19 protein-coding genes are annotated in these 26,498 nt (G+C 42.0%); 9 read left to right on the forward strand and 10 right to left on the reverse strand.

All coding sequences use genetic code 11. From position 1 onward, the window contains the following. The first annotated feature begins 159 nt into the window (after positions 1-159). The 4 genes from ACWATR_RS25465 (at position 160) to ACWATR_RS25480 (ending at position 6,722) form a co-directional block, all read left to right on the forward strand. Complete coding sequence (locus ACWATR_RS25465; protein ID WP_460338532.1) at positions 160-3,510, forward strand: PAS domain-containing protein; 3,351 nt, start codon at positions 160-162, stop codon at positions 3,508-3,510. A 313-nt stretch (positions 3,511-3,823) separates the two neighbouring features. Next, positions 3,824-4,342 (forward strand): response regulator, encoded by a 519-nt coding sequence (locus ACWATR_RS25470; protein WP_460338534.1) that lies wholly within the window; start codon positions 3,824-3,826, stop codon positions 4,340-4,342. Then, entirely contained in the window at positions 4,308-6,197 is a 1,890-nt protein-coding gene (locus ACWATR_RS25475) for a hybrid sensor histidine kinase/response regulator (protein WP_460338536.1), read from the forward strand. Before ACWATR_RS25470 ends, ACWATR_RS25475 begins: the two co-directional genes overlap by 35 nt. 141 nt (positions 6,198-6,338) lie before the next feature. Further along, complete coding sequence (locus tag ACWATR_RS25480; RefSeq protein ID WP_181930562.1) at positions 6,339-6,722, forward strand: nuclear transport factor 2 family protein; 384 nt, start codon at positions 6,339-6,341, stop codon at positions 6,720-6,722. 181 nt (positions 6,723-6,903) lie between these two features. On the opposite strand, the gene pyrR is transcribed toward ACWATR_RS25480, so the two are convergent. The 3 genes from pyrR to ACWATR_RS25495 all read right to left on the reverse strand — a co-directional run bounded on the left by pyrR (position 6,904) and on the right by ACWATR_RS25495 (position 9,166). Then, positions 6,904-7,440, reverse strand: a complete 537-nt coding sequence (gene pyrR, locus ACWATR_RS25485; protein ID WP_069071632.1) for a bifunctional pyr operon transcriptional regulator/uracil phosphoribosyltransferase PyrR — start codon at positions 7,438-7,440, stop codon at positions 6,904-6,906. A 77-nt stretch (positions 7,441-7,517) separates the two neighbouring features. Next, a complete protein-coding gene (cbiB, locus tag ACWATR_RS25490; RefSeq protein ID WP_460338539.1) occupies positions 7,518-8,492 on the reverse strand; it encodes an adenosylcobinamide-phosphate synthase CbiB in 975 nt (324 codons plus the stop codon). Positions 8,493-8,725: 233 nt separating this feature from the next. Further along, positions 8,726-9,166: an Rrf2 family transcriptional regulator gene (locus ACWATR_RS25495; RefSeq protein ID WP_069071683.1), complete on the reverse strand. Its 441-nt coding sequence runs from the start codon at positions 9,164-9,166 to the stop codon at positions 8,726-8,728. A 395-nt stretch (positions 9,167-9,561) separates the two neighbouring features. Between ACWATR_RS25495 and ACWATR_RS25500 the strand changes: the two genes are divergently transcribed. Then, positions 9,562-9,975 (forward strand): AbrB family transcriptional regulator, encoded by a 414-nt coding sequence (locus ACWATR_RS25500; protein ID WP_069071631.1) that lies wholly within the window; start codon positions 9,562-9,564, stop codon positions 9,973-9,975. 76 nt (positions 9,976-10,051) lie between these two features. On the opposite strand, the gene ACWATR_RS25505 is transcribed toward ACWATR_RS25500, so the two are convergent. Continuing rightward, positions 10,052-11,956 (reverse strand): chloride channel protein, encoded by a 1,905-nt coding sequence (locus ACWATR_RS25505; protein ID WP_460338541.1) that lies wholly within the window; start codon positions 11,954-11,956, stop codon positions 10,052-10,054. Between the two features lie 476 nt (positions 11,957-12,432). Here ACWATR_RS25505 and ACWATR_RS25510 point away from each other — a divergent pair, with 476 nt between their 5' ends. Then, positions 12,433-12,819 carry a hypothetical protein gene (locus ACWATR_RS25510; RefSeq protein WP_435026884.1) on the forward strand — a complete coding sequence of 129 codons (387 nt, stop codon included), beginning with the start codon at positions 12,433-12,435 and terminating at the stop codon, positions 12,817-12,819. 191 nt (positions 12,820-13,010) lie between these two features. On the opposite strand, the gene ACWATR_RS25515 is transcribed toward ACWATR_RS25510, so the two are convergent. Beyond that, a complete protein-coding gene (locus tag ACWATR_RS25515; RefSeq protein ID WP_460338544.1) occupies positions 13,011-14,630 on the reverse strand; it encodes an ArnT family glycosyltransferase in 1,620 nt (539 codons plus the stop codon). Positions 14,631-15,173: 543 nt separating this feature from the next. Between ACWATR_RS25515 and ACWATR_RS25520 the strand changes: the two genes are divergently transcribed. After that, complete coding sequence (locus ACWATR_RS25520; protein ID WP_460338546.1) at positions 15,174-16,358, forward strand: hypothetical protein; 1,185 nt, start codon at positions 15,174-15,176, stop codon at positions 16,356-16,358. Positions 16,359-16,550: 192 nt separating this feature from the next. Here ACWATR_RS25520 and ACWATR_RS25525 read toward each other — a convergent pair whose 3' ends face one another. The 5 genes from ACWATR_RS25525 to cysE form a co-directional block, all read right to left on the reverse strand. Further along, the gene (locus ACWATR_RS25525) at positions 16,551-17,858 is read right to left on the reverse strand and encodes a recombinase family protein (protein ID WP_460338548.1); all 1,308 of its coding nucleotides are present in this window, start codon (positions 17,856-17,858) and stop codon (positions 16,551-16,553) included. 229 nt (positions 17,859-18,087) lie between these two features. Beyond that, the gene (locus tag ACWATR_RS25530; RefSeq protein ID WP_460340667.1) at positions 18,088-18,447 is read right to left on the reverse strand and encodes a VOC family protein; all 360 of its coding nucleotides are present in this window, start codon (positions 18,445-18,447) and stop codon (positions 18,088-18,090) included. A 126-nt stretch (positions 18,448-18,573) separates the two neighbouring features. Then, complete coding sequence (locus tag ACWATR_RS25535; protein ID WP_460338550.1) at positions 18,574-20,223, reverse strand: hybrid sensor histidine kinase/response regulator; 1,650 nt, start codon at positions 20,221-20,223, stop codon at positions 18,574-18,576. 2 nt (positions 20,224-20,225) lie between these two features. Beyond that, positions 20,226-23,783 carry a PAS domain S-box protein gene (locus tag ACWATR_RS25540; protein WP_460338552.1) on the reverse strand — a complete coding sequence of 1,186 codons (3,558 nt, stop codon included), beginning with the start codon at positions 23,781-23,783 and terminating at the stop codon, positions 20,226-20,228. 185 nt (positions 23,784-23,968) lie between these two features. Beyond that, positions 23,969-24,682 carry a serine O-acetyltransferase gene (gene cysE / locus ACWATR_RS25545; protein ID WP_460338554.1) on the reverse strand — a complete coding sequence of 238 codons (714 nt, stop codon included), beginning with the start codon at positions 24,680-24,682 and terminating at the stop codon, positions 23,969-23,971. Positions 24,683-24,904: 222 nt separating this feature from the next. Between cysE and ACWATR_RS25550 the strand changes: the two genes are divergently transcribed. Next, positions 24,905-25,375: an RrF2 family transcriptional regulator gene (locus ACWATR_RS25550; RefSeq protein WP_420762759.1), complete on the forward strand. Its 471-nt coding sequence runs from the start codon at positions 24,905-24,907 to the stop codon at positions 25,373-25,375. Positions 25,376-25,393: 18 nt separating this feature from the next. Then, positions 25,394-26,356 (forward strand): cysteine synthase A, encoded by a 963-nt coding sequence (gene cysK / locus ACWATR_RS25555; RefSeq protein ID WP_460338556.1) that lies wholly within the window; start codon positions 25,394-25,396, stop codon positions 26,354-26,356. Positions 26,357-26,498: the final 142 nt, after the last annotated feature.

The raw sequence follows: 26,498 nt of genomic DNA on the forward strand, positions 1-26,498 counted from the left end.
CTCCTAACTCCTCACTCAGCACTCAGAACTCAAATAGATTGGACATAGAGCATGGAGGACTGAGGGGTTAAGATAATTAGGAAAATGACGAGTGCTGAGTTAAAAGCACTAAAGTTTGACCAAATTAAAAAAGGGCGATCGCTCCCAGCATAGACTCAAATGAATAACCTGATTCTGGTTGTAGACGACGACAATTTCATGCGAATGCATCTGAATGAGCTACTGACAGAAGCAGGGTATCAGGTGGTAGAAGCGAGTAACGGTTTAGAGGCGATCGCTACCTATACTCGCCTCCACCCAGATATAGTACTGTTGGATGCCCTCATGCCGGTGATGGATGGGTTTAGTTGCTGCACTCAACTGCAAGCACTCCCTGATGGCAAAGGCACACCGGTGTTAATGATTAGCGCTTTTTCTGATCAGGCATCTGTAGAGAAAGCTTTTGCTGTAGGTGCAACTGATTTTATTACCAAGCCGATTCAATGGCCAATATTACGTCAAAGATTGCGCCGTCTTCAAGAAGCTAGTCGGGCTGTGGAGGAATTACGACAGCAAACTGCACAGGCGCAATTGCGGGAAGCACAATTCAGGATGGCATTAGAAGCGGCTCGTATGGGCATCTGGAACTGGGATCTGCTGACGAACAAAATTACTTGGTCAGATAATCTCGAAGCGCTTTTTGGCCTAGAGAAAGGGACTTTCAACTACACCTATGAAGCTTTCATTAGTTGCATTCATCCGCGCGATCGCGATTTTGTGAGGCGATCGCATCAACAAGCTATTCAGAATCGAGTCAAATATAACATCGAATTTCGAGTTGTTTTAGCCGATGGGAGAATTCGTTTTTTAGCAAGCAAAGGAGTTGTCTTTGGGGATGCGTCTGGGGTGCCTGTGCAAATGTCTGGGGTATACATGGACATCACCAAGCGCAAGCAAGCTGAGGAGGCGCTAGAAGTTCATGCTAAACAGCAAGCAATGGTGGCAGAAATAAGTCAAATCGCCCTAGCTAGTACAGACTTGACTACACTAATGAACTCATGTGTGACAATGGTCGCCCAATGTCTCAAAGTTCAGTCTTGCAAAATTTTGGAGCTGCTGCCAGACGATGGTAGATTACTGCTACGGGCTGGAGTTGGTTGGCAACCTGGACTGGTGGGAAAGGCGACCGTTAGTGGCGGGATAAATTCTCAAGCTGGCTACACCCTGCTTTCCCAGGAACCAGTAATTGTTGATGACCTGAGCGCCGAAACACGATTTAATGGGCCACCTCTGTTACATGACCATCAAGTGGTGAGCGGCATTAGTGTAGTGATTCATGGCAAAGAGCGTCCTTTTGGTGTCTTCGGGGCACACACAACCAGACACCACACTTTTACCAAAGATGATGTTTCTTTTCTCCAAGCGGTTGCCAACGTTCTGGCGACAGCCATTGAGCGCCAACGGGTAGAAGACGCACTTAGAGAAAGTGAAGAACGCTGTCAGTTAGCCGTGCAAGGCAATAATGATGGGATTTGGGATTGGAACGTTAAAAATAATCAAGTATTTTTCTCAACTCGCTGGAAAGAAATGCTTGGTTACGCAGAAGATGAGATTTCCAATCATGTAGACGAATGGGCAACACGAGTGCATCCCGATGATATTGGATTTGTCAGACAAGCGATCGCTGATCACTTTGCCAAAATTACCCCATTTTTTATCAGCGAACATCGAGTCCGGTGTAAGGATGACACTTACAAATGGGTTTTGGATCGCGGTCAGGCTGTGTGGGATGAAGATGGTAATGTAGTGCGGATGACAAGTTGTCATACAGATATCACTGAACGCAAACAAGCAGAAGAACAATTGCGTCAGAGCGAAGAACGTTTCCAAATAGTTGCTCGTGCTAGCAATGATCTTTTATGGGATTGGGATTTGCTGACTGATGAGGTGTGGTGGAATCAAGCTTTACAAACACTTTTTGGTTACTCAGTAGAGCAAATAACATTGAATGTTTATTGGTGGTATGAACACATACATCCAGACGACAGGCAGAGAATCGCCTCAGAAACGATGGCACTAATAGATAGCGGTAGAACATTATGGTTAAATGAATACCGCTTTCGTCGCGGCAATGGTTCTTATGCCTATGTTTTTGATCGCGGCTATGTGATTCATGATAAGACCGGCAAGCCAGTGCGAATGATTGGGGCGATGATGGATATTAGCGAACGGCAAGCTGCACAACGCGATCGCAATCGAGCACAAGCAGAATTAGAACGCCAAAATATGCGATCGCAATTGTTCGCTAATATCACCCTAAAAATTCGTCAGTCTTTACAAATCGATGAAATTCTTCAAACCAGCGTCATAGAGGTGCAAAAGCTACTGCTTGCCGACCGTGTTTTAATCCTGCGCCTACAGCCAGACGGTTCTTTTATGGCGGTGCAAGAGGCAGTAGTTCCGGGTTTACCTGTTATTTTGGGGCAACAAATTATCGACCCTTGCTTTCGCGACAATTACATTGAACAGTACCGTCAAGGGCAAATTAGTTCGATTAACGACATCAAGGAAGCTAATATCCAACCTTGCCACGTCGAATTTCTACAACAATTCGCCGTACAAGCCAACCTTGTAGTCCCAATTTTCCTCAAAAATCAACTGTGGGGGCTGTTAATTGCCCATCAGTGCGCCCATCCCCGCCAGTGGACTGGCTGGGAAATTGAACTTTTACAACAGCTGGCAGATCAAATAGCCATTGCCTCAACTCAGAGCCTAATCCTAGAACAAGAAACTCGGCAGCGGCAAGAACTCGCTCGTTCCAATAAAGAACTGCAACAATTTGCATTTGTCGCCTCCCACGATTTGCAAGAGCCACTACGTAAGATTACAACCTTTGGCGATCGGCTTAAAACCACCTGTGGCGACACATTAACCGAACAGGGACGTGATTACTTAGAACGGATGCAGAATGCTGCCAACAGAATGCAGACATTGATTGAAGACTTGTTGACACTTTCACGAGTTACTACCAGGGCGCAGCCTTTTGTATCAGTAAATCTGGCAAAGATTGCCCAAGAGGTATTGTGTGATTTAGAAGTGTATATCCAGCAAACTGGCGCAAGTGTAGAAATAGCAGAGTTACCCACCATTAAAGCTGATCCTTTACAGATGCGCCAATTGTTGCAAAATCTGCTTGGTAATGCCCTCAAATTCCAGCGCCCCCAGATACCACCTGTAATCACAATTTATGGTAATATTTTAAACGATCAAGCAGATAACACATCCGCTAATTCTGAACTCTGTCAAATCATCGTAGAAGATAATGGTATTGGTTTTGAAGAAAAATATCTCGATCGGATTTTCAATGTTTTTCAACGTTTGCATAGTAGCATTGAATACGAAGGCACTGGCATAGGTCTAGCAATCTGTCGGAAAATTGCCGAGCGTCATCATGGAAATATCACAGCCCAAAGCATACCTGGGCAAGGAGCAAAGTTTATAGTCACATTGCCAATTAATTCCCATTCTTGATTTTTATTCCTGGAGAGGGATTAATACTAGATCCCAAAACTAGCTTAATTGTACAATTGCACCCTGTAATTTGTAGGACTGATGCATTGTACAAATCAACTATCATGTTAATTATTAATACAATTTGATTATTTCAGGCTATTGGTGACTACCACGGCAGTTTGTGATTAGATATCGCTTGCTAATAGCAAAAAAATAGCAACAGAATAAACCTTTTATATCTAAACATATAGATTGCATATTTGATTATTTTTGTCAACGTAAGAGTTGCCATCTGTGCCAAGTTAATAACTTGATTCATACTAATAAACCAATGCAAAGGAGACGATGCATAGTGAACGGTCGAGAAGCAAACCTCACAATCTTAATGGCTGATGATGATAAAGATGACGGCATCTTAGTTCGTGAGGCGTTGGCAGAAAGTCAATTGCCAATTGAACTATACATCGTGAGTAATGGTGAAGAGTTGATGGATTATCTGTACCATCGTGGTCGATATGTTGAGAACAGCAGTTCACCGTATCCGGGTTTGATTTTATTAGATTTGAATATGCCGAGAATTGACGGTATTGAGGCACTCAAAGAGATAAAAACTGACCCACAACTGCGGCGAATTCCAGTTGTAATCCTGTCAACATCACGAAGAGAAGAAGATATATATAATACTTACGATTTGGGCGCTAATTCTTTCATCATTAAGCCAGTGGCTTTTGCCTCATTAGTTGAGGTCATGAAGACTCTAGTCAAATACTGGTTTGAAATTGTGAAACTGCCACTAGAAGCAGTGGGAGACAAACATGGACAACAGCCCTATCAAAGTTCTGTTCATTGATGATGACGAAGACGACTATATTTTGACTCGTTATTGGTTCAATGAATTTCAGGTAGCAAACTGCGAGCTGGAATGGGTTAATAATTATGAAGCAGCAAGAAATGCGATCGCTCGCCACCAACATGACATTTATCTTGTAGACTATCGTTTGGGCCCCCACAATGGACTTGAACTTTTGCGCGAAGCAATTGCCAACGGCTGTTGTTCTCCAATAATTTTGCTGACTGGTCAAGGTGACTGGGAAATAGATATCGAAGCGATGAAAGCCGGAGCCGCAGATTATCTTGAAAAAAGCCAGTTGACAGCACCGTTGTTAGAGCGTTCTATCCGCTACGCCATTGAGCGCAAACAAACAGAACAGAAAATCCGCGAACAAGCTGCTTTACTAGATGTTGCCACCGATGCAATTTTTGTGTGTGATTTAGACGATAAAATTTTATTTTGGAACAAAGCTGCTGAGAGTCTGTACGGTTGGAAAAAAGAAGAAGCTATCAATAACAAGACACAAGTTCTCTGGCATGAAAAAAATCTGTCTCAAGTTCAAGAAGCACTCAGTATTCTGATGAAAAATGGGTCTTGGGAGGGTGAATTACAGCAAAAAACAAAGTTGGGTAAAGAAATTATTGTTGAAAGCCGTTGGACACTAGTGCATGAATTCGGCAAAAAAGCACAATCTTTTCTCGTTGTTAACACAGACATCACACAGAAAAAACAACTCGAAGCGCAATTCCTCCGTGCCCAGCGATTGGAAAGCATTGGTACTTTAGCGAGTGGTATCGCCCACGACCTGAATAATGTTCTTGCCCCCATTTTGATGACGGCCCAACTGTTAGAGGCACAAGTTCATGATGAGCGTTCTCGGCGACTACTGCCAATATTAATCACAAACGCTAAACGTGGGGCAAATTTAGTCAAACAAGTATTATCTTTTACACGTGGGCTGGAAGGCGATCGCACAATCTTACAATTAAAGCATTTAATAATAGAAATTCAGCAAATTATAAAAGAAACTTTTCCCAAATCCATTGAGGTTTCCACTCATATTCCACAAAATCTCTGGACTGTATCCGGCGATGCCACCCAACTGCACCAAGTACTAATGAATTTGTGTGTCAATGCTCGTGATGCTATGCCCAATGGTGGTAATTTGAAAATATTGGCGGAAAATCTCTTAATTGATGAAAATTACGCCAAGATGCATATAGATGCAAAAGTTGGTCATCACATTGTAATTACTATTAGTGATGGAGGAATTGGGATTCAAACCGAAATATTAGATCGAATATTTGAGCCATTTTTTACTACCAAAGAACTCGGCAAAGGTACTGGTCTTGGCCTTTCTACAGTACTTGGCATTATTAAAAGCCACGGCGGGTTTATCGACGTATACAGCGAACAAGGAAAAGGCAGTCAATTTAAGGTGTATTTGCCAGCACAAGATGCGAGAGAAACTATAGAAGAACAAGAACAGGGATTACCTCCAGGTCAAGGAGAATTAATTTTAGTTGTAGATGACGAAGCTGCCATTCGGGATGTGACAAAAACATCTCTAGAAAGCCATAACTACAAAGCAATCACAGCTAGTGATGGCATTGAAGCGATAGCCTTATATGCAGAACATCAAGATGAAATATCTCTTGTATTGACTGATATGGTTATGCCATCTATGGATGGGATAACTACTATCCGTACCCTGCGAAAAATTAATCCAGATGTCAAAATTATTGCTGTCAGTGGACTTAGTTCATCTGATAAAGTGAATACAGCTTATGACATGGGTATCAAAGCCTTTCTATGCAAACCCTATACAGCTAGCCAATTATTGCAAACTATTAGCACAGTCAAGAAGAGTTAAAGATTGGGCATTGGGCATTGGGAATTACTAATTTATTTGTCAAACTTGAGGGTTATAATTTAGTAACTCCTAACTCCTAACTCTTCACTTTTCACTTATAACTCCTACTCTTAACTCTTAACTTTTAATATTTAATCCCCCATGATGAAGGATGAAGTTTTAGCGGCTAATGCAGCTTTTTATCGAGCTTTTGAAAGAAAAGATATTGAGATAATGAGTGCAGTATGGTCACAAGGAACTGGTAGTTTTTGTATTCATCCTGGAAGTAATATACTGCGAGGTTGGAAAGAGATTCGCACCTCTTGGGAGCAGATATTTAAAAACACCGCTTATATCGAAATCAATACAGATATAATTGCTACAGAGATAACTGATAATATCGCTTATGTTGTGCTGAGAGAAAATGTGTTTCAAGTCGTAGGTGGTAGAAGACTTGAAGCACAATCAACAGCTACAAATATATTTCAGTTTCTTGGTGGTAAGTGGTATTTAATTCATCATCATGGCAGTCCAATTTTGCGATGAGGTTTGGGGGGAATGGGGAATGGGGAATGGGGAATGGGGAATGGGGAATGGGGAATGGGGAATGGGGAATGGGGAATGGGGACTAGAGAAGAGTTTTGTAATACCCAATGACAAATGACAAATGACAAATGACAAATGACAAATGACTAATGACAAATGACAAATGACAAATGACAAATGACTAATGACTAATCAATTCAACTGCATCTCGTCCATCACAATTTTGTAAGTAAACTTTGACAATTTCTTCTTTAGCGGTAGGCAACTTTTTGCCAATAAAATCTGGGTGAATTGGTAATTCTCGATGTCCCCTGTCTACCAATACAGCTAAACGAATCACTTCTGGTCTACCGTAATCGTTGACTGCGTTCAAAGCAGCGCGAATTGTCCGTCCTTTGAAAATCACATCATCCACTAGTACAACCGTTTTCCCCGTAAGGTCAAAAGGAATTTCGCTTTTCGTTGGAGTCCGCAATCCAATTTTGTCGAGGTCATCTCGATAAAATGTAATGTCTAAAGCACCGACTGAAACGGCTACACCTTCTAGTGTCTCAATTTGACGCGCCAACAATTCGGCTAATAACGCACCCCTAGTATAAATACCAAGAAGTACCAGTTGAGACAAATCACGCGTCCTTTCCACAATTTGAGAGGCCAGACGAGTCAAGGTACGACGGATTTCTTCGGATGAGAGAATTTCAACTACTTTGGCAGACATAGCGAGTCATAAGTTAGGAGTGATAAGTTAAGAGTTAGGAGTTTTTATTCTTAACTCTTAACTCCTAACTCCTAACTTTACATTTTATTTGGGAGTATTAAGAATATAGCGATCGCTATCCCTAACCATAGCAAAAAACAATATCGAGTCAGCTGCAAAGCATTCTGAATAGAAGTTGCAGTTATGGGATAGATAGCATCTCCTAGCAGTGGTTTGTACTTAGCTACCCCGCGATACCAATTTGTACCGCCCATCTGTACTCCCAAAAAAGCAGCATAGGCGCACTCACTCCAGCCAGAATTGGGACTAGGATCGTTAATTGCATCCCGACGACAAATTCGCCAAACATGCATTGGTTTACCCGATAACAACGCCAGAGTCATGACTGTTAACCGACAAGGTAGCCAAGTCAAATAATCTTCTAATCGCGCACAGAACCATCCTAAATAAGTATAGGGTGCTTCTCGGTAACCCACCATTGAATCAAGGGTACTGCTAGCTTTATATGCTAAAACCAAGGGAGTTGGCCCTACAACTGGTATAAAGACACCAACAATTGCATAAAAAAGCGGAGCCATTACCCCATCAGTGGTATTTTCTGCAACGGTTTCTAAAACGGCTCGTAAAATTTCTGCTTGCGAGAGGTTTTGAGTATCTCGACCAACATAATTACTTAAAATCTTCCGAGCCTTGTCTAAATCTCCTGCTGTTAAAGGTTGTAAAACAGCCTCCGCTGCTGCTCGTAAACTTCTACCAGCAAAACAACTAGCTAAAAGAATGCTATTTATTGCAATTCCCAACAATGGATGAACCCATTTGGCACTTTGAATAATCAAAAAGCCAACAAGGCCGCTACCAATTATTAGGATAATGCCTAGTACAATTCCAGCTAGGCGTTGTGTTAGAGAATTTTGACACAATTGGAGAAAAAATTTGGTCAGGCGAGAAATTACCCACCCCATAACTTGCACTGGATGAGGCCAATCCCAAGGATCACCAATTAAATAATCTAAAAGTGCAGCAATTATTAAGATATAGATATTACTAGTCATAAGTCACGAGTCAAGGGTCAACCAATTTTGGATTTTAGATTTTGGATTTTGGATTGACCACGACCACATTAGCGTCATGGTAAGAAGTCCGGGTTGGGGTATGAACGAAAAAATCTAAAATCTAAAATTCGTGGTCAAGAGGAGCCAGTTATATGCGGGAGTTACCTCCGTCAAGTAAACTGGCATTCAAGGGTCAATATTTTGACTATTGACTATTGACTATTAACTCTTGACTAAACCACAAAACTAGCTTCTTCTCCAAGGGAAGCTTGCCAGCTACGAGCATCGTAATAAAGGTCTGCCAGAGTAATACTGTACAAAGCTTCTTTAAGCTTTTGGTTGAGTCTCTGCCAGAGGCTAAATGTTACCCAATCTTCCGCTTGTGTCGGTGCTGGGGTGTGATGAGGTAAATGGCTAGTCTCGCCAACTGCTTCTAAAATTTGCCCTATAGATATTTGTATAGGCTCTCTTGCCAATTGATACCCGCCGATGCTACCACGAATTGATTTCACTAACCCAGCACGACGCATTTCTATTAGTAATTTTTCAAGGTAAGGAGCTGGGATATCTTGGCGTTTTGCGATCGCTCTCACAGATACAGGGCCATATTTTGGCTGTAAACTCAAATCTAGCAACGCCTTCACACTATAGTGTCCTCTGGTAGTTAGTTTCATTTTGGCAAGCTTTGTTGTTTGTCCTTTATCATTTGTCATTTGTAAATAACCAATGACCAATGACCAATAACTAAGGATCAGTTTTGCTTATCATTCTGTGACTCAGTTATCATCCTCAACAACTAGACAACTTTTTCAGCGTTAGTTTAGAAAACTTCAAACTTGTATAGTCTAGCAGTAATTCACAAACTATATATATAGTTATCAGCATTGCCAGCATTCTCTAAAATAGATTGTCTTGGCAATATTGGTAATGGCATAACAATTGTGCATCTGAGTGTAATATACTTGGCTAGGTTGAGATAAAAACTAAAGGATTATGTTCCTATTAGCTCAACGTCAGCTAAAATAAAATCGATTCAAACACTTCAAACATTCATTTTCGACCTAAGTTGATGCCTAAACAGAAAAAAATTGAACCCCTACTCGGTGAAGAACTGCTCAGAAAAGTCAAAGAGCTAGAGAACGAGAGCAAGGAAGACAAAGCCAAAAAATGTGGCTACTATACCGTTACCAAAAATGGTATAGAGCGCGTCAATATGATGAAGTTCTTAAATGCCCTAATTGATGCCGAAGGCATTCAGTTGGACAGTACACCCAGTGCTAATGGGCGTGGTGGACGTAGTGCTAGCTATAGAATTAGTGTGCAATCGAATGGTAACTTACTTATAGGTTCAGCTTATACAAAACAGATGAATCTGAAACCAGGAGATGAGTTTCTGATCACTTTAGGCAAAAAGCACATTCGTTTGAGACAGGTAGATCCAGAAGATCGAGAAGAAGATGAAGCCATAGAAGCCACAGCTTAATAAATAGTCATTAGTCAATTGTCATTTGTCCTTTGTCCTTTGTGAAAACTAATGACTAATGACCAATGACCAATGACTAATGACCAATGACTATATCTGTAGTGGGTAAAACTGGTAAATAGTGGCGAAGTGCCTTGCGCGTTACTGCTAAATTGCAGGTTAATGCAATTTGCTCTCTTTCTAGTAAACCCAAAATGCGATCGGGTTTTTCTCGTGCTACTACTGGTAATTGATGCAAACCCCGAAGACTCATTCTGTCTAAAGCTTCAGATAATAGTTCATCCTGCCATGCATAAAGGATTTCAGTAGTACAAATGTCTATGAGAGTTTGACTGGATAAATTATCTGGAATTTCAGTTAGAGAATTTGGGTATGTTTGCCAAAAATTAAGGGCACGATTAATATCTTCCAGAGAAAGTATACCAACTAATTGCTCTGCTTCATCAATTACTAAAGCACTGCGGACGCGATCGCGGGTCATTTCTACAGCTGCATCTAACACCCCAAGAGTTGCAGGTAACTTTTTTGGACAGGGATACATAGCATCTTCTACCAAAATTTGCTGCACAATTTCTGCTTGTTCATCTTTCAATGCCGAAAGACCAATTTGTTGGAGATTAGAGTTAGAGTTAAAAGTTGGTTTAATCCTTTCCACTAGCCAAACACTCAAACCCACAGCTGCCATTAACGGTAAAACAATACGATAGTCGCGGGTTAATTCAAACAGCATTAAAATAGCTGTTAACGGCGCTCTGACACTAGCAGCTAGTACTGCTGCCATTCCCACCATTGCGTAAGCTGGGGGAGCTGCCATTTGATCACAAATTGATGGGAATGCTACAGCCAAAATCTTAGCGTAGGCTGAACCAAAAGAAGCACCTAAAAACATTGCTGGTGCAAACAACCCACCGATGAAACCACTACCCGTACTAATTGCAGTCATCAGTAGCTTCACTACTAACAGCACAACTAATAGATAAAGTGGAAACTCCACATCCTGAAGCATTGCTTCTACAGTTTCATAACCCACGCCCAGAATTTGCGGAAAGTGCAAAGCAACTGCACCAATCATCACACCGCCAATGATTGGATGAATCGGCTCAGGAATTCGTCCCAAAAAGGCAAAACCTGGAACCTTCCCAGCAAAGCAGGCTTTTGCTAAACGAATTGATTGAGTATAAGCCAGAGAAACTAGGCTGGCCCCTAAACCCAATCCCAGGTAAAGGGGTAATTCTAAGGGACTGCGGACTTGGTAAACAGGTAAATCAAAAGCAGGTTGTGCCCCCAAGCCAATTTGGGCAATTAATGCTGCTACCACCGCCGCTAGCAGCACCACACTCACCGCAGAAGTAGCAAAAGATGTAGCTCCCATCACCACCTCCAGGGCAAAAAATACTCCAGCAATGGGAGCATTAAATCCCGCAGCAAGTCCAGCCGCCGCCCCAGCACCCAACAGCAACCGCTGTCGTTCTTGAGATACATTGAGAATCACAGAGAACAACATCCCAAAATTTGCGCCAATTTCGACACTCGGCCCCTCTGGCCCCAAAGAAGCACCACTCCCCAAAGAAACAGATGCAGCCAGCATCTTTGTAACTGGTCTTAGTGGTCGCTTAATCTCTTTTCCTTGAGAGGCGGCAATGAGAGATGAAAGTCCAGGGCCAAAGTCTTGAGTACGCCAGCGCATCAAGCCAACAATTAACCCGCCAAGGGTGGGAACGCAGGCTAGAGTCCAAGCACCCCAGACCCCAATTTGACCCATTAAATTTTCCAGCATCAGCTGGTGAATCAACTGGATTAAATAGTGAAAGGTGACTACACCCATACCAGTACCACCGCCAATAAGCATGGCTAAAAATAGCACTACGGTTTCTGGTGATGGTTGAAAACGATTAATTAGGTGAGCTAAACGAGCGGAAGGTGTAGGAAAGGCAGGTTGTTCCGTTACCTTCCTCAGTTGAGTGGGAGGCAAGAGAGTCATTGAGAGGCGGGGTAAATGTAAGAAAAAATTTAAATTTTTATCTGTTACTTCTCATTGTGAGCCATTATTTAGCAACCAGACAAGTAGACTTTATTTGCTTGATTTACAAAGCTTTAGCAAAAAATGTCATTGTGCAAAATTTTTGTGGGGAGAATGGTTAAATGGGAGACAATTATTATTTAAGGGTCAGCGATACCTAGCTTGGGCGTAGCTGTGATTAGTGGGGTGCGAGTAAGCGCCAACACTATCCTTTATAGAGACAAGAGAGTTTTTGTCGGCTGGTGAACGCACCCGTAAACATTAACTAGGAGTCATCCTTGCCTAAATCTAGCTATACTCGTGTTGCGACCATTGAGCCATCCTTGGTAGTAATACAATGTATGTATAGTTTATGCCTGATTTCAGACCATACATTGATTCCAATTCAATATAGCTATTGTTATAGAGCGAGTAAATGGACTAGGCGGACGAGGTAAATGAATATACACACCTTTGATAATCATTATGTTACTTGCCCAATTTGCCAAAGAAATACTACGCCCAAACCAGTTAAAACGCGCATGGGCTTGTTTTGCTGTCCCTATTGCCAGGAAAGGCTAGTAGTTTGCCAGAGTGGTCATTATGTCCGCGATCCGTTTACTTGGAGACAGTTAATGATGTCTTCGGCGCTACGTCGGCAAAGCCGACCTTTAGCGAGGATTATCAGAGATTTTGTCTTGCTCAAGCGTCCTATGGTAGCCTTGGCTGTAGGAAGTGCCATTTTCTTTAGTGCGATCGCCTTGACCCAAGAAAAGACAAGCTACGATCGCCAAATATCTCCCACAACAGAGAAAGTTAATGAACCAGGAAACAAATCTCAGTAAATGGATTAATTTGGTATAAATCAAATATTACTTTGATTTTCGTAATATTATAACTAAATACTTCTGTGAAACCGTGTCTTATTGCCCCAAATAGGACACGGTTTTACATTATTAATGCCTATCTAGACAAGGGAAATAAGAATGAATAACCAATGCCCAATGCCCCATGCCCAATGCCCCATACCCAACATTTACAATCGATTAGTATCTTTAGTAACTAACTTCCAACCTTCAGCTTGATCAATTAGTTTCATCGACTCTAATTGAAGATTGGTGAAAGCAGATGTATGAAGTAGAAAGTAGGGTTGGCTGTTGTAGTGCCAATAATATTGGAGTTCACCAACAGAAGCGGGAATGATGGTGCGATCGCTATAATAATCCAACGAGGGGCGATGGTGGGGAAAAGATGTGTAAATCTTCTTCGTAGCTGGATTTGCCCGCACAATCATAGCGGCGACTGGTTTAACTGGATAAGCTTCAGATAATTCCCAAACCCAGTAGTTAGATTTCATTAACAGCAGCAGCGAAATATAACTTCCCCAAAACAAAATCTTCAGAAATTGCCCGTCGCCCCGCTCTGCTAAAATAGCGGCTAAGGTCATAGTTAAAGCTACTGCTGCAAAAATCAGTTGTAAGTCTGCTTTGGGTGTTGTACCCCAACTAAAATAAATGCTACCAGCAGAAGCAGCCACAGCAAGTATCGCCAAACCAGCAACCCAAGCACGGGGATAGGATGAGAGTAAAGGCGAATTTTCTGTTTCTGATAATTGGATACCAAAAGCTAAAGCTAAACTAGGGTAAATCGGGAATAGATACCAGGGAACTTTGGTAATCATGAAAGAAATTACCAGTAGGTAAACACCACTCCAGGCCATTACTAGTTTTGCCCAGCTAAGATTGCGATTTTCCCAGGTTAAGCGGACAGTTTGTGGTAAGAATAATAACCACGGCCATGTGTACTTGAGAAGTTCAATGACATAGTACCAAGGTGGTTCAGAATTCCCCTCTACACCTGAAGCAATTCGGCCTACTGATGGGTTTACAAAGCCAACTTGAGCGAAAGAATAACCATAGTGGAATAGTTGGGCACCATACCAACTAACTACAGGCAGAATGCCAATTAAGATTGCGATCCAAAAATAGTAACAGGTGAGTAGCCGTGGCGTATCCCAAAACAGAAATACAAGAGCGATCGCACCGAGAAATGCGCCTAGAAGTCCTTGAGTTAGGCAAATCAAGCCAAAACTAATGCCAACACCAAGGCAATAACGTAAATCTCGGCGCGATCGCAACACGCACAACATCATCACCATCAAAAAACTTACCATCACCCCATCCAACATTGCTAACCGCCCATGACGCACCACGGGTAGCATTGTTAGGTAAATCAAAGCGCTATAAATCGCTGCCCAACGCTGGCGAAATATCTCTCGAGCAATGCAATACAGAAAAGGTACAGATGTCGCGGTTAAAATTGCTCCAGGTAGACGCGTTGTCCACTCATTTTCACCTCCCAGAGAATAAGCCCAAGCAATTAGCAAATGCATCAAAGGCGGCTTGTTATGATATGGTTCGCCTCCTAGTGTTGGGTAAAGCCAACGCATTGAACCTGCTGGTGCGTGCCAAATTTCACGAGCAACCTGTGCCACAGTACCTTCATCCCAATCTCGCAGTGGCAATCCTCCCAGATTGATGCTAAACAGTAATACTGCTGCCAACAGCAACACTATTAGCCATACCCAATCAATCCATTTGCCAACCGTGCGATGCTGTTTTTCTAGATGACTCCAAATAAAGCTTCCTTCTTGCATATTCTATGTTAATCATTTTACTTGCTGGTTTGATTACATAGAGACCAGAGCGAATCTCCAATGTTGCCACCCAGTAGCAACGTATGTTCTTAACAATTGCTAGTTTCCAAGATTAACTCAACTTTTTATAATTAGCGCTATTTTTTTTAAAATTTATCTGAGTGATTTAAAAAGCATTTAAGCTGAACAAGATAAAAATAATACAGGCAATAAATTATTTATTACCTGTTCTTTAGTCCGTAAATTACCTTGTGTTTTATTTTGTATGTGACGCTTAGTTTAATTTTTATCAGCTTAATTGTAACTTAGCTAACTTTAGAAGAGTATGAACTAATTGCTACAGGGATTTCATGAAGCGTTGAACGATTACAAGATATTTAAAAAAATATAAAATAAGTTGATCGATTTTATCAAAACAAGTAAATAAAACTTTGAATATTTTAAGTTTGGTTAAGGGAATTTTTGATTTAAATATCTGTGTTATAAAATCTCTTAAAAGCATTTTTGATAATTAAAAAATCTAAAAGTTATAGGAGCCTATAAATGAATTTACCTGTAGTCGTGGATATTACTCTGGGCTTAGTTTTTATTTACTTAATTTTGAGCTTACTAGCTTCTGAAATTCAGGAACTGATTGCCACATTTTTACAATGGAGAGCTAAACATTTAAAACATTCAATTGAATTGCTTCTAGCCGGTGGTAGCGAAACTGAAGGAGCAGATATTACTAAGGCAAGAAATTTGGTGCAAAAACTTTATAACGATCCTTTGATTAATACTTTGAATCAACAGGCTAAGAGAAAAGTAGAACAGTTACAAAAAAATGCTAAAGAGGTTGACAAAGAAACTAAACAAGAATTAGTAGAAAAACAAAGTGGACCTTCCTATCTTCCTTCTGAAACATTTGCAATTACCTTGTTAGATACATTAAGAATCCCCCAGTTAATTAATCATGTGAAACATCCTAGTGAAGATTCTAAAATTGACTTGCATATAATACTAGAATCTTATAAACAGCTTAAAGAAGGTATTAATAATGAGAATAGTCCAAGTCACCTAACAATCAAAAAAATTTATAGAGATATTAAAGACCCAGAATTTAGAAATGTTGTTAATACATTACCTGATGATGTAACTGATAACTTAATCAAGAGCCTTGCTGTGATTGCTCAACGTAGTCGGATAAAAATTGGCGACCTCACAGAAGAAATGAATCAGTTTAAAAATGAGATTGAAACATGGTTTGATCGCTCTATGGATCGAGCCAGTGGTGTTTATAAACGTAACGCCAAAGGAGTTGCTATTTTAATTGGAATATCAGTTGCTATATTAACCAATACTGATACATTTCACATCGTTAACAGACTGTCACAGGATTCGGCTATCCGCTCTACCATTACTCAAAGTGCAAGTCAACGAACAGATTATATCAATGACCCAGAAGCCAGAAGAAAAATCGATAACCTATTAGCAAATAATTCTCTACCTATTGGATTGCAAAATATCAATCAACAGTTTGAATTAGATACTAGAGGATTGAATGATGGTATCATTTTATTAATTAGGATTGGGCAAATTTTTAGATTAATTGGCGGTTGGGTAATGAGTGGTTTAGCTATTGCGATGGGTGCGCCTTTTTGGTTTGATATCCTTAATAAAGTTATCAATGTGCGGAATGCTGGCCCAAAACCTACTGCCTATACTAAGGATCAACCGTCTCAGAAATAGTGTTTCCATTCAATTAAAAAACATAATTCAGGAAAAAGGTTAAAGGATGTATTTGAAACCTTTTCTCTTTCATCTTTCCCCTTTAACCGAACCGTGTTGAGTCTTATCTCCGATTTTGTGATCTACAATTAGTGGTGTATCTGTAGCAACATCCCCGCAAAGTATGCCCACTTTCTTGTTCGGAATTCTTCTTCAAAAAATAAAAATAACTTGTAGTTTTAATTCTTTATTCTGAAAAACAATCTCAATTTGCCTGATAAATTCTCGAAAGTAAAATCGTCGCTCTGTTTCCGACAAATCTAACCAAAATTGTGGTATCGAAACAGCTTGAGCAACAGAACGCAAGTTAACTGGGGGGAGAGTTGCCAACTTTGCTTCGAGTTCAGAAATTTCCGTGCGGAGTTTGTAAGCTCTTAACTTTGCTGTTTCGGCATCTAAAATTCCAGTTTCAATTAAAGTGGGTAACTGAGCAAGTATTTCTTGCTGACGAGCGATCGCTTGCCCTAAACTATTCTTCACTGCATCCAACTGGGGAAAATTCATCCCCGCTACCGCCAGAGGTAAATCACGGCAAACCGTTTCAATTGTATGTTCTAAAACCTCTTGGTAGGGAATAGCCTTACACTTGGGGCGTTGGGGACAGCTAGTAGAACGTAAATAAAGATACTCCTTATCTTGGTTGCGTTGGGTGACACGAGTAACTGTCATGTGCGACTGACACTCACCACAGATAACCAACCCAGCTAAAGAACGCGGCGCACTGGCAGTTCGGGATGGTAAACGGCTGTTACGGCGTAAAAGTCGGTCAACTTGGGCAGCTTCTTCCTTAGAAATTATTGGAATATGGGTATTAGAAATAATTTCGCCATTTTGGTAAGCTGTATTGCCGCGATAAACTGGATTAGTCAGCCAGCGTCTTCCTGTGGTGACAGAGATTTTTTTGCCGTATTTTTTTGCCAAGTAACGCACTGAACCCCGCAGGGAACCATAGAGTAAAAAGTGTTCAAAAAAATCTTTGACTACTGGTGAAGTACTGCGATCAACAGTATATTTTCCCTTACCTCTGCGATAGCCGTAGGGAACTTTGCCCGGTGGCGGTGCAACCTCAAGACGATTACGGGCGTGTCCTTGACGGATGCGACGACTACGTTGTTGACGTTGGATTGCGTGTAGCAAATTCAGCAAGTCAGCGCCCAGAGGGTAATTTTCGGAAGTGTAGGGCTGTTCAGTAGCGATGACTGCGATTCCCATCACTTCGAGTTCATTTAAGCGATCGCTAATTTCCTCTACAGTATCCCCCAATTCTTCCAACCGACGAATCAGGAGATAATCTGCTGGTTCAGTTTGGCAATCGGTAAATAATTGTTGTAATTGCGATCGTCCAGAAGACTTTTGCTTGCCCAAATCTTCATAAACCCGATCCACCTCCCATCCCCAATCAGCTTGATCGGGAGAAGATTCTAATAGCGGATCGGTGTAAGAGTAGGCAATGATTTTCATTTGTCATTTGTCATTTGTCATTTGTCATTGGTCATTTGTCATTGGGCATGGTTATAGTGGTTCTCAATTGCATAGAATACAGACCTAACTCCCAAAGAGAAGTAAGATTCAAAGCCTCTCTCCTAAAAGGAGAGAGGTTTGGAGAGAGGTCAAAATGTATTGCATACAAACGAGAATTGCTATATTCTCCTCATCTCCCCATTCCCCATTCCCCACTCCCCACTCCCCCTTACTGCTGACTCAACTCGATGATATTGCCATCAGGGTCTTGAGTGAAAAGAGCAGCGCGGCCGGAGGCGCTGGCTTGAATGGGATAATTATGATTGAGCAATTCTTGTTTGGCGGTGTCTAAGTCAGCAACGGAGAAAGCAATGTGGGGATTGCGCCCCCATTTTTCATTTGGATTTTCTGTGGGGACATTAGGTGCAACTATCAGGTGAAGTTGGTAGTTGCCGACTTGATACCATACACCAGCATATTTTAGGGAACGATCTATTTTGGATAATCCCAATACTTTGCCATAAAAGTTTTCGGAGCTTTCTAAGTCAGTCACAAGAATCGCTGTATGGAGACTTTGGTTAATCTGCATTGTCGGTAAGATGCGATCGCGTTTATTTAAATTTTGACGTAGTTTGAACTCTTTGGGGGAAGCGGCAAGGGGGACAAGAAGAATAACCATGACCAATGACAAATGACCAATGATCAATGACCAAGACTAATCACCAATGACTAACGGCAGTTTAACTGTAAATGTTGTCCAGCCATGAGAACTGGTAACTTCAATTGTGCCTTGAAGATATTTCACTAACTTCTTAGCCAATGTTAAACCTAATCCTGTGCCGCTTTGTTGCCAGCGTTCCCGTTTCGGGTTGCCGTAGGCATCGCTTTGAGGGACTCGGTAAAACGGCTCAAAAATTCGAGATTGTTCTTGTTTTGGGATTATTACCCCAGAATTGCTAATTGTGATTTGAAAGTAGGGAACTTGAAGATTATGTAATACACCAGATTCAGCATCCTCATTTCTGAGACTTTTTGTGGTGTAAATTACCTGAACATCGACTGCAATCTCTCCATTAGGCGGAGTATATTTACAAGCATTGTTGAGTAACTCTGAGATAATTTCGGTCAGGCTAGCCAAGTCTGAAACTAAAGGTGGTAAATTTGGAGAAACACTAACTTTGAACAACTGTTGCCTAGCTTGAGCGCGTTCCTGAAAATATTCGGCAACATGAGGCAGCCAGTTTTGAAGTTCAATTGAAGTTAATTCCAACGGGTAGACATTTGCATCAATCATTCGCAGATGCAGCAAGTTGTCTACTAAATCTAGCTCTTGTTCGCACTGTTCACGCAGAATAGTTAAGTAGCGGGCTACAGATTCAGATGGAGAAAGTGGTTTTAAATTTAAAACGCCCTGCCGGTCAAGAATATTTTCTAGTACGGAGATGGCCATTTTGATGTTTGACAAGGGCGTTCGCATTTCATGAGAAGTAGTTGCCAGAAAATCCTCTTTCAACTGGTTCAACCGTTGGAGTTCTGCCACTTGAATTTCTAGTTGTTGGGCACGTTCCGCTGCAAGATTGCGTTCTTCGGCTAACCGTCGTTGCGTGTCATCCCGAAAAACTAATACGGCTCCTGTAATTACACCGCTATTATTTCTCAAGGGAGTAGCACTATCAGCTATCGGTATAGTTGTCCCATCTTTAGCAACTAGCAGGACGCCACTACCTAGATATATAAAAGTTTCTTGTTTGAGGGCTGCGATAATGGGATTTTCTACCGGAAACTGAGTTTGTTCGTCAATGAGTCTGATAACTTCAGTTAATATTTTGTCCTTAGCTTCATTCCATCGCCACCCTGTCAGGGCTTCAGCTACCTGATTGATGTACTTAATATGTAATTTAGTATCTACTACAATTACCCCATCACCCATTCCTCGAAGCACAGAACTCAAAAATTGCTCGCGATTGTAGCGATTGAGTGCTGTTTGAATGGCAACGTAAAGTTCTTGCTCTTTAATGGGCTTGATAATATATCCAAAGGGCGATGTCAGCGTTGCCCGCTCCACAGTGTTTTTATCAGAATGACCTGTGACGTAGATAATAGGAATTTGCAGATGATGCCAAATTTGCTCTGCTGCCTGGATGCCGTCCATCTCACCCCGTAACCTGATATCCATTAAAATCAAGTTTGGGCGTAATTTACTTGCTCTTGCAATTGCCCCTTCTGCGGAGTCGGTGATATCTAGAACAACATACCCCAGAGACTCCAAGCTTTCTTGCAAATTGATGGCAAGAATATATTCGTCTTCAACAACAAGGATTCTAACTATCTCCTTTCTCTGTGTATTTTCTGGGGTGCTAATCATCTTTATCCGCGGCTGTTTATAAAAGTAATTTTGAACTGTGTTCCCTGTTGAGAGTCAATTTCAAGCTTTCCCCTCAGTTGCTTGACTAAACCCTGGACAAGAGTTATACCCAGCGTTTTAGCTTTCTTTCTATCAAAATTTTCAGGTAAACCAATACCATTATCTCGAATAATGAGTATCAAAATACTCTCAAGTTCTTGATAAAACTTAACCTCAATTTCCCCTCCACGATTACCAACAAAGGCGTATTTCAAAGCATTGGAAACCAGTTCGTTGATAATCAAGCCACAAGGAATAGCGGTTTCGATGTCGAGGCTAGCATTATCAACTTGAATGTTTAGTTGAATCTGGCTGGAATTAACGTTATAGGAATCAAATAAATGAGTTGTTAAATCTGGAATGTATTGAGCGAAATCAATATCAGCGAGGTCTTCAGAGCGGTACAGTTTTTCATGAACTAGGGCAATGGAAGCAATGCGGTTTTGGCTATCGCGCAAAATTGCTCTCACCACAGGATCTTCTGTCCGTCTGCACTGCATTTGCAGCAAACTGCTGACAATTCCTAAATTATTCTTCACACGATGGTGAATTTCTTTAAGTAATACCTCCTTTTCTTTCAGAGAGGCTTTGATTTTTTCCTTTGCTTGTTTTTGCTCGGTGATATCTTGTTGGACAGCTACAAGGACGCTTCCATACTCAGGATGCCCAAAAACGGAAGTGGTCGCACTACACCAGAATGGAGTGCCATCTTTTTTAACATTCTGAACTTCATAGGTTGCTTCACCGTGTTGAATAACAGCAGTTTTAATCGCTTGATTAACTTCTTGAGGTGTAGTAAGTTCATCACCGTAGTTGACAATTGACACATGCTGACCAATTAATTCACCAGGTTCATAGCCAAACATCTGCTCAAATTTAGGATTGGTGTAGACAAACACGCCATCTGTAGCACGAACTAGGCAAATTCCCTCCGCCATGTTGCGGGTGATTACTGCTTGCAGTTCTAACATTTGTTCAGCACGTTTGCGTAAGCGAAGCTCGTCGTAGACATCGCTGGTTTCAACGACAACAATGCCTATACTAATGGGTTCATCGACTTCAGACTGAATTGGAAAGTAGGAAGCTAGCCAAGTCCGAATCACACCGGGGAGTTTTGGGGTTTCTCCAGTGATCTCCACATCCAAAATCGGTTCACCCGTTGTCAAAACATGTTGCAATAGCTGCTCCAGCTTTGGTGTTAAATCGGGGACAATCTCCCGCAGTGTTTTGCCAATATGCGCGGCTGCGGGAATGCCATTAATTTCTGCTAATGCTTCATTAATAAATGAGAAACGCAGCTCTCGATCAAGAATGGTTATACCAACGGGTGCGCTATTGATGAAGGCATCCAATAACTTTTGCTTGTGAGCCAGTTCTCGTTCCAATATCTTACGTTCTGTGATGTCGATCGCCACCCTACCGACTAACTTTTGTGCAGAAAATCCCAGAATCGGGAACTTATATACCAAAAATTCACCAAGGCTACCGTCTGGTCGAGGAGCAACTTCGATCGCCTCAAGTACCTGATTTGTCTGTGTGACTGTCCGAATGTGATCGAAATGCTGCCGAGCAATTTCATCTGGGTAGAGGTCAGAAATGGATTGCCCAATCACCTGTTCGGGTAGTAATTTAAATGTCCGCAGGTATGTTTGATTTAAGTAAAGTACACGCCCATCTGTATCAGTGATCCAAGCTAGTACTGGGCTGTTGTTCATAAATGCCTGGAATCTGGCTTCACTTTCTCTTAAGGCTGCTTCGGCTTGTTTGCGATCGGTAATATCAATGATCACACCCAGCATCCTTACAGCTTCGCCTGCTTCGTTGTAGACGCCGCGCCCTTTCCCAGTGAGCCAGTGAACACTGCTATCGGGGTAAATTACTCGATATTCAGCTTCATAATTAGTATGTTGTGCTAGGGCGTTGAGTAAAGTTTGCTCAACTCGGTCAACATCCTCTGGATGAATGGAATTACGCCATAGCTGGTACTTCGCAGTTAATGTTTCTGGCTCCAACCCTAGCAAGCGAAAATGGTTGTCATTCCAGAGGACTTCTCTTGTTTGAACATTCCAATCCCAAAGACCGATGTGGTTAAATTCCAAGGTTAGCCTCAATTGTTCTTCACTTTTGGCTAAGGCTGCTTCAGCTTTTTGGCGATCGCTTAGTGCAACTTCCCGTTCGGTAACATCTTGGGCAGTACCATAAAGGCGAATCACCTGTCCATCGGCGTTGAATTCTGTATGTCCAATACCCTCAAAGTAGCGATTAGAACCATCTGGCTGGGGCACACGGAGAATTTCTTTGTAGGACTCACCAGTGGCGATCGCTCGCTCAACAGCTTGGTGCAATTTCTGGCGATCTTCAGGGTGATACAATTGCAGATTTTCTTCATAGTTCGGCTCCAGAAGTGCGGGTTCTCGATTGAAGAGGTCGAAAAGCCCCTTTGACCAGGTAATTTTGCCACTACCAAGTTCAAATTCCCAATTGCCAAGGCAAGCAACTCGCTGGGATTCTTCTAGCAAAGCTTGACTTTTGCGTAGTGTTTCTTCAGTGCGCTTGAGATCAGTGATATCTCGCCCTTCTGGAATCAACAAAATAACTTGACCCGTCTCGTTTTGTAGCGGACGTAGTGAAAAATCGATTGTTGCGACTCGGTTATTTGCGCCAAGAACATCAACTTCATAGCGGACAAACTCCCCTTGAGATGCAAGGGCGATCGCTTGTTTTAATTCTTCTTGAGTTTGGGGTGAAATTGTCCACCAGTGTGCTTCCCAAAAAGGACGATTGATCACATCTTCAAGCTTAATTCCGCCAAAACTGAGCGCAGTCTGGTTAGCCTCCAGTAAAATGCCATCTGGCGTTAGCAGTCCTGTAAATTGGAAGGTGTTATTGAAGATAGCGTAAAAACGGCGATCGCTTTCCTGCAATTTGGCAGTGCGTTCCTGTACTTTGGCTTCTAACTCGGCATTGAGTGTTTGGAGGTTGTGGTAGAGTTGGGCTTGTTGAATAGCGATCGCTAGTTGCACCCTCAGTTGGTTGAAAAATTCCATCTCAAATGTCTGCCATTGTCGGGGTGCAGAACATTGATGCACAATAAATAGTCCCCAGAGTTCAACTGTGGGAGTCTTCTGGCTCTCTAACAGAATAGGGATAACTAAATTCGCCTTCACCTGAAACTGTTCCAAAAGTTGAATACAGCAATCACTTAAACCCGCTTCGTAGATATTTGTCGCTGCCCAGATTTTTCCTTGGCGGTATTCTTCCTCTTGGCTTTGCTGAAAACAGGTATCTTCAATCTCCAATCCCAAGATAGACATCCATTGGGGTAATACCGACTCCGCTACGACCTTACCCCGCATTGGATGAGTAAATTGATACACCAATACGCGATCAGACTTGAGTAACTGGCGGACTTCTTGAACACTCCTGGCGAGGATATCTTGAAGCTTCAAGGATTTGTGAATATCAAGAGCGATCGCTCCAATTAACTTTTGTTGTTCCTGTAGCTGTTTTAGCTGCTGCATTAGCTGTAATTGATAGCTTTTAACCTAAATTTATCCTTGGTTAAGTATTTTCCCTAATTCACATTTGTTACTGGGATTCAATCATTTAATTGCAGCAATAAATCAATTTAAACCCTGTTATGCTTCTGGATGATTTAGCTTATTTACTACTTGCTTATTCCGGAAAGTGACAGAAGAGGGATAAATTAAATTCCCGCACCATCAAGAAAATCTTCAATCATCCCATCAGAATTTTTGCTTTTAGGCTTGTTGTAAAGCTCCGTTGGGGACAAACTTGATTGTTCCAACTGCTCGAACTGTTTCTCTAGAGACTTGACGCGTTCAAATAAAGCGCGGATTACTTCAGCTTCTACGTCGCGTACTTTATCATGATCTAGAACATTGGTAGACAAGTTGTTCTGACGAGTCACGCGCCCTGGAATCCCAACTACAGTAGTATTACTGGGTACATCTCGTAGCACAACAGAACCGGCTCCAATCCGGACGCGATCGCCAATTTGAATATTTCCCAATACCTTTGCACCCGCTCCCACAACTACATGAGAGCCTAAAGTCGGATGGCGTTTGCCGCTTTCTTTCCCAGTCCCGCCAAGGGTGACACCTTGATAAATCAGTGCATAGTCGCCGACGATCGCAGTCTCACCAATCACAACTCCCATCCCGTGATCAATAAACACTCCCTGGCCAATTAATGCCCCAGGATGGATTTCAATCCCGGTTAAAAACCGACTAATATGAGAAATAAACCTTGGTATAAACGGAATTCCAATGTTGTACAGCCAGTGTGCCAATCGATGGCATATTAGGGCTTGGAGTCCAGGGTAACAGAACAATACCTCTAGCCAGTTACGTGCTGCTGGATCACGCTCAAAAATGGTTCGCAAATCAGTTAGTAGCATATGTTGAGATTTTTGTTGGTAGGTGAGGCTCTGAAAACAGAAACTCAGGATAATTCCCACAAAAAGATCAAATTATTTATGGGAATTGTGTAAAATAACAATCTACGGTAAGTCGATAGAATATGGTGTTTTTGTGGGTAGTAAGTGGGATGCTATCACATTCCACACTTGGAAAAAATTAATTTCGCATAAACTGCGATAAGTCTCTCAATTCACCGTAGTATGTTGAGTACAGTCTTGAATAGCCAAAACTACGCTCTCTTGGATCTGTCTTCCAAAGTGGAATACGCGCTGCTGGCACTATTAGAACTGGCAAGCCACCACGGAAAAAAACTTCCTCTAACCATGAGCGAGATCACTGCCAAGCAACCCATACCTGAACGCTATTTGGAACAAATTTTGACCAACCTCCGGCGTGCTGGTGTGGTGCAGAGTCAACGCGGCTCTAAAGGAGGTTTCGTTTTAGTTCGTGAACCTTGGCAGATTACACTGCTGGAAATTGTCACTTTGGTTGAAGGTGAGCGGAAAGAGAAAGATACTTCTGACTCTACGACTCTAGAAAAGACTCTGATTTATGAAGTTTGGGAGCAAGCTAACGCTGCCTCAATTGAAGTTTTGGGTCGTTATACACTCCAAGACTTGTGCGAGGAAAGAGAAACTCGCGCCCAGCAAAGCCCGATGTATTATATTTAGACACGACGGAGTACCCACATGCGGATAGCGAAAGATATCACAGAGTTAATCGGCCGAACTCCTTTAGTTCAATTAAATAAAATTCCCCAAGCTTCAGGAGCGGTTGCTCGGATTGTGGTGAAGCTAGAAAGCATGAATCCAGCATCGTCTGTGAAAGACAGGATTGGCGCGAGTATGGTGGAAGCGGCAGAAGAAGCAGGCTTGATTCACCCTGGAAAAACCGTTTTAGTAGAGCCGACTTCTGGAAATACAGGAATTGCGCTGGCGATGGTGGCAGCCGCCAAGGGATACCATCTTATTCTAACGATGCCTGACACAATGAGCCACGAAAGACGATCCATGCTCAAAGCTTATGGCGCTCAATTAGAGTTAACGCCAGGGGTAGAAGGGATGCGAGGAGCGATCGCTCATGCAGAACAGCTTGTAGCTAAAACGCCTAATGCTTATATGTTGCAGCAGTTCCGCAACCCTGCTAATCCGAAAGTTCATGCCGAAACCACAGCAGAAGAAATTTGGAATGATACCGATGGAGAGGTAGATATTCTGGTGGCGGGAGTGGGTACTGGTGGGACGATTACAGGAGTTTCAGAAGTTATTAAAAAACGGAAACCGAGTTTTCAAGCGATCGCAGTTGAACCAACCAATAGTCCGGTATTAACAGGTGGTAAATCAGGCCCTCACAAAATCCAGGGTATCGGTGCGGGATTTGTCCCAGCAATTTACCGAAAAGAAGTGGTAGATGAAGTGATTCAGGTAGCAGATGAGCAAGCGATCGCTTACAGCCGTCGCCTAGCAAAAGAAGAAGGATTACTATCGGGGATTTCTACTGGCGCTGCTTTATACGCGGCTATTCAAGTAGCACAACGGCCAGAAAATGCCGGTCGTCTAATCGTGATGATCCAGCCTAGCTTCGGTGAACGCTACCTCAGCACCTCACTGTTCAAAGACCCAGAGGAAAATGAGTGGTTGAGTAAAGTTTGATTCCCAATACCAATTTTAGATTTTAGATTTTTGATCTAAGTAGCTAGGCGTAAATAAATTAAAGTTTGTAGTAAGGATTTTAGTCCTGATAATCATTGTTTTGAGCGATGAATCGCTCACTACGAACTAGCATTTTATTTTA

This window comes from Nostoc sp. UIC 10890, from assembly GCF_054786515.1.